Source organism: Streptococcus sp. HMSC063B03, assembly GCF_001836965.1.
GTDB classification, from domain to species: Bacteria; Bacillota; Bacilli; order Lactobacillales; family Streptococcaceae; genus Streptococcus; species Streptococcus pneumoniae_F.
This window is the reverse complement of the sequence record NZ_KV831064.1, coordinates 1-5,748: the sequence shown is the minus strand read 5'-3', so window position 1 is coordinate 5,748 and position 5,748 is coordinate 1. Positions and strand designations below refer to the sequence as shown.

Annotated in this window: 11 protein-coding genes, 1 tRNA gene and 1 pseudogene; 2 read left to right on the top strand and 11 right to left on the bottom strand. The window is 38.4% G+C overall.

All coding sequences use genetic code 11. From position 1 onward, the window contains the following. Positions 1 to 65: 65 nt before the first annotated feature. The 9 genes from HMPREF2628_RS08535 to HMPREF2628_RS08495 form a co-directional block, all read right to left on the bottom strand. Entirely contained in the window at positions 66 to 488 is a 423-nt protein-coding gene (locus HMPREF2628_RS08535; protein ID WP_049490011.1) for a hypothetical protein, read from the bottom strand. Positions 489 to 557: 69 nt separating this feature from the next. Continuing rightward, a complete protein-coding gene (locus tag HMPREF2628_RS08530; RefSeq protein ID WP_049487682.1) occupies positions 558 to 1,112 on the bottom strand; it encodes a hypothetical protein in 555 nt (184 codons plus the stop codon). A 20-nt stretch (positions 1,113 to 1,132) separates the two neighbouring features. Further along, positions 1,133 to 1,366, bottom strand: coding sequence for an Imm74 family immunity protein (locus tag HMPREF2628_RS08525; RefSeq protein ID WP_049487681.1), 234 nt, complete (start codon positions 1,364 to 1,366; stop codon positions 1,133 to 1,135). Positions 1,367 to 1,578: 212 nt separating this feature from the next. Beyond that, positions 1,579 to 1,650 (bottom strand) — tRNA-Arg (locus HMPREF2628_RS08520). Between the two features lie 42 nt (positions 1,651 to 1,692). Continuing rightward, positions 1,693 to 2,040: a 50S ribosomal protein L19 gene (rplS, locus tag HMPREF2628_RS08515; protein ID WP_001068669.1), complete on the bottom strand. Its 348-nt coding sequence runs from the start codon at positions 2,038 to 2,040 to the stop codon at positions 1,693 to 1,695. Between the two features lie 118 nt (positions 2,041 to 2,158). Then, positions 2,159 to 2,488: a fluoride efflux transporter CrcB gene (gene crcB / locus HMPREF2628_RS08510; protein WP_070842902.1), complete on the bottom strand. Its 330-nt coding sequence runs from the start codon at positions 2,486 to 2,488 to the stop codon at positions 2,159 to 2,161. Then, positions 2,482 to 2,856 carry a fluoride efflux transporter CrcB gene (gene crcB, locus HMPREF2628_RS08505; RefSeq protein WP_070842901.1) on the bottom strand — a complete coding sequence of 125 codons (375 nt, stop codon included), beginning with the start codon at positions 2,854 to 2,856 and terminating at the stop codon, positions 2,482 to 2,484. The genes crcB (HMPREF2628_RS08510) and crcB (HMPREF2628_RS08505) overlap by 7 nt, the downstream gene beginning before the upstream one ends. Then, positions 2,853 to 3,119 (bottom strand): chorismate mutase, encoded by a 267-nt coding sequence (locus HMPREF2628_RS08500; RefSeq protein WP_070842900.1) that lies wholly within the window; start codon positions 3,117 to 3,119, stop codon positions 2,853 to 2,855. Before HMPREF2628_RS08500 ends, crcB (HMPREF2628_RS08505) begins: the two co-directional genes overlap by 4 nt. A gap of 115 nt (positions 3,120 to 3,234) precedes the next feature. Then, on the bottom strand, positions 3,235 to 3,678 hold the full coding sequence (locus HMPREF2628_RS08495) for a flavodoxin (protein ID WP_001162125.1): 444 nt from the start codon (positions 3,676 to 3,678) through the stop codon (positions 3,235 to 3,237). Positions 3,679 to 3,781: 103 nt separating this feature from the next. On the opposite strand from HMPREF2628_RS08495, the gene HMPREF2628_RS08490 reads away from it, so the two are divergent. Both HMPREF2628_RS08490 and HMPREF2628_RS08485 read left to right on the top strand, forming a co-directional pair. Further along, positions 3,782 to 4,717 (top strand): DHH family phosphoesterase, encoded by a 936-nt coding sequence (locus tag HMPREF2628_RS08490; RefSeq protein WP_070842899.1) that lies wholly within the window; start codon positions 3,782 to 3,784, stop codon positions 4,715 to 4,717. Between the two features lie 95 nt (positions 4,718 to 4,812). After that, positions 4,813 to 5,055 (top strand): type B 50S ribosomal protein L31, encoded by a 243-nt coding sequence (locus HMPREF2628_RS08485; protein ID WP_070842898.1) that lies wholly within the window; start codon positions 4,813 to 4,815, stop codon positions 5,053 to 5,055. Positions 5,056 to 5,159: 104 nt separating this feature from the next. Here the strand turns inward: HMPREF2628_RS08485 and HMPREF2628_RS08480 are convergent. After that, positions 5,160 to 5,381, bottom strand: a pseudogene (locus tag HMPREF2628_RS08480) (tyrosine-type recombinase/integrase); the annotation flags it as partial. Further along, positions 5,360 to 5,452, bottom strand: a complete 93-nt coding sequence (locus HMPREF2628_RS11280; protein ID WP_345773155.1) for a hypothetical protein — start codon at positions 5,450 to 5,452, stop codon at positions 5,360 to 5,362. The pseudogene HMPREF2628_RS08480 and the gene HMPREF2628_RS11280, both read right to left, overlap by 22 nt. Positions 5,453 to 5,748: the final 296 nt, after the last annotated feature.

The following is a 5,748-nucleotide window of genomic DNA, read 5'->3' as shown; positions in this document are numbered from 1 at the left end:
TCAACTTCCTCAAACTGGATAACATCTTCCCATTGTAGTTTTGTTGGTTTCATTTTATACCTTCCTTATTTAAGTGGTGATACATAATCATCTGGAAGTTTGCCTCTCCAGTCAATCCACATTTTCTCAGCAATTGGAATTAATCTTTCAAGTTCTTCCTGAGTAAATAACTCTCTAGTTTCAGGTAAATCAATTAATGATGTAGGACTCTCTTCTATAAATCGTTTTTCACTAGCTTTCTTTTCTTCTTCCGTCGGTGGCCAAGAATCGTGCTTAATCTTCCAAAATATTTCAAGTAGAGTCCGTTCTCCACTATCTAGTAAGGTAAATAATTCTTGTGGTAGTTCATAGACTACTAACCAAGAAGCCACAGTTCCCTCTTCTGAAACTAAATAATATTTATCCTCATTTTTCCAGATGGATTTCCCGTATCCTTTTACTTCTTCGAAATGGATAACATCTTCCCATTCTAGTTTTGTTGGTTTCATTTGTATTCTCCTAGTGCAAGTTTTTCTCTCAACCAGAATATCATAAAATCAGGCTTCTTTTTCTCTTCCTCAATAGGCGAAGCCATCTTTTACCCATTTTCTAGTTTCTAAATCTAAATTAAAATAGAAATCACTTCGACCAGATTTATCAAAACAATCTTCTTTAAGAGCTTCACATACAATTCTCAGTTTTTCTTTACTTATCTCAGAAATGTATAGCATTGTAAACCCTGCAGGAGATTCAATTTGGTCGATTATCTCACCTTCTAAATTATAAACCTCTAGTTCTGATGGAACGTCAAAATCGCTGGATGAGCGAAATATACTGAATATACGCTGATTGTTAGGGTTAAAGCGAAGACAATGTAAATGATGAAAAATAACCTGATGCTTCCCATTATGATTCCAATCTAGGGTTCCTTCGAGTAGATTTTGTCGCCCTAACAATTTTCCTTCTAAACTAAAGTAGAAAATGATTTCACTTACAAAGTTTTCTCCACTATAGACGATAACAATGTTCTCATCTTTATGATATTCCGCATGAATGATATCTGGTAGTTCTATCTTTATTTCACTACCTTCCCACTCCCATGTGAGCATCTGTTCACTGTAATCAATTTTCATCGTCCTTCTCCTAGTCTAACTCAGATAAATTCAATCAGAACTGTTTGCTCAGTCATCATGGAATTTACTTCCTCGATGAGTTTATCAATCTCTTTTGGTGAGATAGGAATATGATTGTATGGTGGTTCCCAATTCTCTATGCTTGACCTATATACAAGAAAACTATTATCAGTCAGCAGTTCTCCCTCTGCTTTTAAAACATAGCCATTTTCATAGTCAAAAGTAATGTTACCGCTTGTCCCAGAAATTTTCATTCTATTTCCTTCTTTACTCAAACATCATTATTTCTTTTCAGGAATCTAGATCCTAATACTTAATCCGACCTCATAATAAGGAGAGAAATCCCAACCAAATTAGTACATATATTTTCTCCTATTATACCACACATCGATTTTCATCTGAAATGGTTTCCATTTTAGGACAAGAAAAAAACACTGATCATTCAGTGCTTTTTCGATTGAACTATTGCCCCCTGCAGGAATCGAACCTGCAACTACTCCTTAGGAGGGAGTTGTTATATCCATTGAACTAAGGGAGCTAGAGAAAAACTCTGCTGAAAAAGCAGAGTTTTTTAGTCGAATTAACGACGGATTTCTTTGATACGAGCTGCTTTACCTTGAAGAGCACGCAAGTAGTACAATTTCGCACGACGTACTTTACCGTAACGAACAACTTCGATCTTTTCAACACGTGGAGTGTGGATTGGGAAGATACGCTCAACACCTACACCGTTAGAGATTTTACGAACTGTGTAGTTTTCTGAGATGCCAGCACCTTTACGTGCAATAACAACACCTTCAAAAATCTGGATACGTTCACGGTTACCTTCGACAACTTTCGCGTGTACACGAACAGTGTCACCAGGACGGAATGATGGGATATCTGTACGAAGTTGACCTTCAGTCAAGCTCTGGATTAATGGATTCATTTTATTCTCCTATCTTTGTCAATCTTGAGGAACCTTCCTCAGCGGATAAACTGTATTTTTGTGCGTCCATTACACACAAGATACAGTTTACCAAATTTCCACAAAAAAGTAAAGAAATTTATAGCAGAATTCCTAAAAAAATCGCAACCAAACCACCTAGGTAGGTTAAGGCTAGGTAGCTATAAAATACCTTCTTATCACTTAACAGTCTTTGGAGTTCGTCATTCAAGGTAGAGAAGGTTGTTAACCCTCCACAAAAACCCGTCGCTAAAATAGCATAGACTTCCTTGGATTCTACATGATTGTAGAATAATCCAATCAAAAAACAACCTAAAAGATTGGCTATGAGCGTTCCGACTGGCAATTTAGAAGCTTGATTATAGCGGGAAAAGAAATACCGTACGAGTGCTCCGAAGCCACAAGCGATTGCAAGATAGACGATTACCATTTCTTCCTCCCTAGACAATAAGCCAAGAGCAGGCCTCCACCGATGCTCAAAAGCAAATACAGAACTAAACTAAGATAACTCCCTGTATCCAGTAGTTTCACAGAATCAAGCATGAGACTAGAAAAGGTTGTTAGACCTCCGCAAAAACCTGTACCTAGTGCTAAAATAACGCATTTACTGGTTCCCTTATATACCAGATAGCCTTTGACAAGATAAATCAAGCAGAAAATTCCCAGATAGTTGACAAAGAGAGTGCCCCAAGGAAAGTCAGGACTGGCTGGTAACCAAGTGGAAACTAGGTAGCGAACCATTCCGCCCAACATGGCAGCTAGAAAAATTCCTAGCGGATAAAATTGTTCTTTTTTCATTTGATATTTTGATCCTGATAATCACGTGAACGTTTGAGTATGTCCGAAAACGTCGCTACAATAGTCTCCTGATATCGTTTGTCCTCTACACGATTTCTGACCTTTTCAAAAATAACCGCTTCTCTCTTGGTATCTAAAATCGGTTTACCCGAAGTCTTCTTATAAGCGACAACTCCTTCAACTAAATGCATTCGTTCTTCTAGCAGTTTGACAATTTGGTCGTCGATTTGATCAATTTCTTGACGAATACTATCTAAATCCATACAGTCTCCTCCTTTATTTGAATTATTGTATCAAAAAGCCACCAAATAGGCTAGTAAAATCCCAACTTATAATAAGAAAAATGCACTGATTGATTGCATCAGTGCACGTTCATGCTTATCCTACTTTAGCAGCCAATTCTTCTGCGAATTGTTCCAAGCGTTCAATATCTTCTTCCTCAGCAGAAAGATCAACTTTGACACACTCTGAACCTTTTTCTGCTCCTGTCGCTACAAATACCCGATCAAAGTCATCGACAGCCTTACAGAATTCATCGTAGAAGGTATCTCCTGAGCCGACCACTCCGTAGATTTTGCCATTCAAGTTGAGATCTGCTAGGTCTTCGTAGAAGTCCATCATCTCATCTGGCAATTCTCCATCACCATAAGTATAGGTCGCAACGATAGCGATGTCTGCTTCCAAGAAGTCAGAAGCGTCAACCGTTGTACATTCATCAACATCGACATCCAAGCCCAAGTCACGTAGTTTGTCTGCTACAATATCTGCAATTTCTTCGGTATTACCGGTCATACTGGCAAATACAATTTTTGCTAATGCCATATCGTCCTCCTCAATTTATCTTTCTCCATTATATCACATCTTTTTCATTTTAAAAATAAAAATTCTTGTGCTACAATGAAATGAGAAAGAATTGAGGTTATTTATGGAAATTTGCCATCAAATTTTAGAAAAAATCAAAGAATACGACACGATTATCATCCATCGTCATATGAAACCAGACCCTGATGCCTTGGGAAGTCAAGTGGGTTTGAAAGCTCTTCTCAAACATCATTTCCCAGAAAAAACCATCAAAGCAGTTGGTTTTGATGAACCAACTCTTACTTGGATGGCTGAGATGGATCTTGTTGAAGATAGTGCCTACCAAGGTGCCCTTGTCATCGTCTGTGATACGGCGAATACTGCCCGTATTGATGATAAACGCTATAGTCAAGGTGATTTTCTCATTAAGATTGACCACCATCCAAATGATGATGTATATGGTGACCTATCTTGGGTGGATACTAGTTCAAGTAGCGCTAGTGAGATGATTACCCTATTTGCCCAAACAACTCAACTGGCCTTGTCAGATCGAGCTGCTGAGTTGCTCTTTGCAGGAATTGTTGGTGATACAGGTCGATTCCTCTACCCTTCTACAACTGCACGGACTCTTCGCCTGGCTGCTTATTTGAGAGAACATAACTTTGACTTTGCGTCTCTCACTCGAAAAATGGACACTATGAGCTACAAAATTGCTAAACTTCAAGGCTACATCTACGATCATCTGGAAGTGGATGAAAATGGTGCAGCTCGTGTTATCCTGAGTCAAGAAGTCTTAAAACAATTTAATGTTACCGATGCTGAAACTGCCTCTATTGTAGGAGCTCCTGGTCGGATTGACAGCGTCAGTCTCTGGGGAATTTTTGTGGAGCAGGCTGATGGCCACTACCGCGTTCGCTTACGCAGTAAAATTCATCCTATCAATGAAATTGCCAAAGAACATGATGGAGGAGGCCACCCTCTAGCAAGCGGTGCTAATTCCTATAGCCTAGAGGAAAACGAAATCATATACCAAAAGTTAAAAAACTTGCTTAAAAACTGATAAAATACTTGCCAAACATTTCATAATCTGATAGACTAGTATGGTAACAATCTATGGCTCGCAAAGAGACCATGGCAGAAAGGAACTATTGCAAAATGAAAAAAGATATCCATCCAGAATATCTCCCAGTTGTCTTCATGGACACAACTACTGGTTACCAATTCCTTAGCGGTTCAACAAAACGCTCTAACGAAACAGTTGAGTTCGAAGGCGAAACTTACCCATTGATCCGTGTGGAAATTTCATCAGACTCACACCCATTCTACACTGGACGTCAAAAGTTCACTCAAGCAGATGGACGCGTGGATCGTTTCAACAAAAAATACGGTCTCAAATAATCAACCGCATTTATTGCTTAAAAACGTTGATACAAAGCCTTTTCCAAGAAATTGGATTTGGCTTTTTTTATTTTTAGTACCGTTTTTGGTACCGTCTTGGAAAACTAACCTTTTGCACTATCCAGGTAATCTACAAATTTTGTGATAGCTTTCTTCTCCCCTACTACTGTAGAATGGCTATAAGTATCCAAGGTCAACTGACTACTTGCATGCCCTAACCTTTTGGCTGCGTTAACAGGATCTACACACGTTTCAATCATCAAGATAGCATGAGTATGTCTGAAGCCATGAGGAGTTATATTCTTCAAGTCATTTTTCCTGATAATGGGCTATTGATAGTGCGGTAGCTGACAACCAACTGTCCTGTTAGGTACTGCATAGCGAGGTTTTCAATCATCATTTTTTCAATTTTTCGTCCAGAGAAAATCTCTTGTGAATAGGCAATTAGAAGGCGTGGAAGTGACAATCTTCAAAGGTTTTCACTACTTTTTCAATAGTAAAAACGAGATGGTCTTGTAGCAAGAAAGAACTGATTTCTAGTGATAAAGTTGTTTTATTTGTGTTATAATGAATATGTATGGGATAGCCTTTCTAAATGGTTTATTGAGCAATTCTATTTTACCAAGACTATCGCAACCATGTAAAAAAGCAACGACAAATCTGAACTGCACCCCAAAAGTTAGACAGAAAAAA

Excerpts from the sequence above, each read along its gene's own strand:
- HMPREF2628_RS08535 (WP_049490011.1), bottom strand. The coding sequence starts at position 488 with ATGAAACCAACAAAACTAGAATGGGAAGATGTTATCCATTTCGAAGAA.
- HMPREF2628_RS08530 (WP_049487682.1), bottom strand. The coding sequence starts at position 1,112 with ATGAAAATTGATTACAGTGAACAGATGCTCACATGGGAGTGGGAAGGT.
- HMPREF2628_RS08525 (WP_049487681.1), bottom strand. The coding sequence starts at position 1,366 with ATGAAAATTTCTGGGACAAGCGGTAACATTACTTTTGACTATGAAAAT.
- rplS (WP_001068669.1), bottom strand. The coding sequence starts at position 2,040 with ATGAATCCATTAATCCAGAGCTTGACTGAAGGTCAACTTCGTACAGAT.
- crcB (WP_070842902.1), bottom strand. The coding sequence starts at position 2,488 with ATGGTAATCGTCTATCTTGCAATCGCTTGTGGCTTCGGAGCACTCGTA.
- crcB (WP_070842901.1), bottom strand. The coding sequence starts at position 2,856 with ATGAAAAAAGAACAATTTTATCCGCTAGGAATTTTTCTAGCTGCCATG.
- HMPREF2628_RS08500 (WP_070842900.1), bottom strand. The coding sequence starts at position 3,119 with ATGGATTTAGATAGTATTCGTCAAGAAATTGATCAAATCGACGACCAA.
- HMPREF2628_RS08495 (WP_001162125.1), bottom strand. The coding sequence starts at position 3,678 with ATGGCATTAGCAAAAATTGTATTTGCCAGTATGACCGGTAATACCGAA.
- HMPREF2628_RS08490 (WP_070842899.1), top strand. The coding sequence starts at position 3,782 with ATGGAAATTTGCCATCAAATTTTAGAAAAAATCAAAGAATACGACACG.
- HMPREF2628_RS08485 (WP_070842898.1), top strand. The coding sequence starts at position 4,813 with ATGAAAAAAGATATCCATCCAGAATATCTCCCAGTTGTCTTCATGGAC.
- HMPREF2628_RS11280 (WP_345773155.1), bottom strand. The coding sequence starts at position 5,452 with ATGATTGAAAACCTCGCTATGCAGTACCTAACAGGACAGTTGGTTGTC.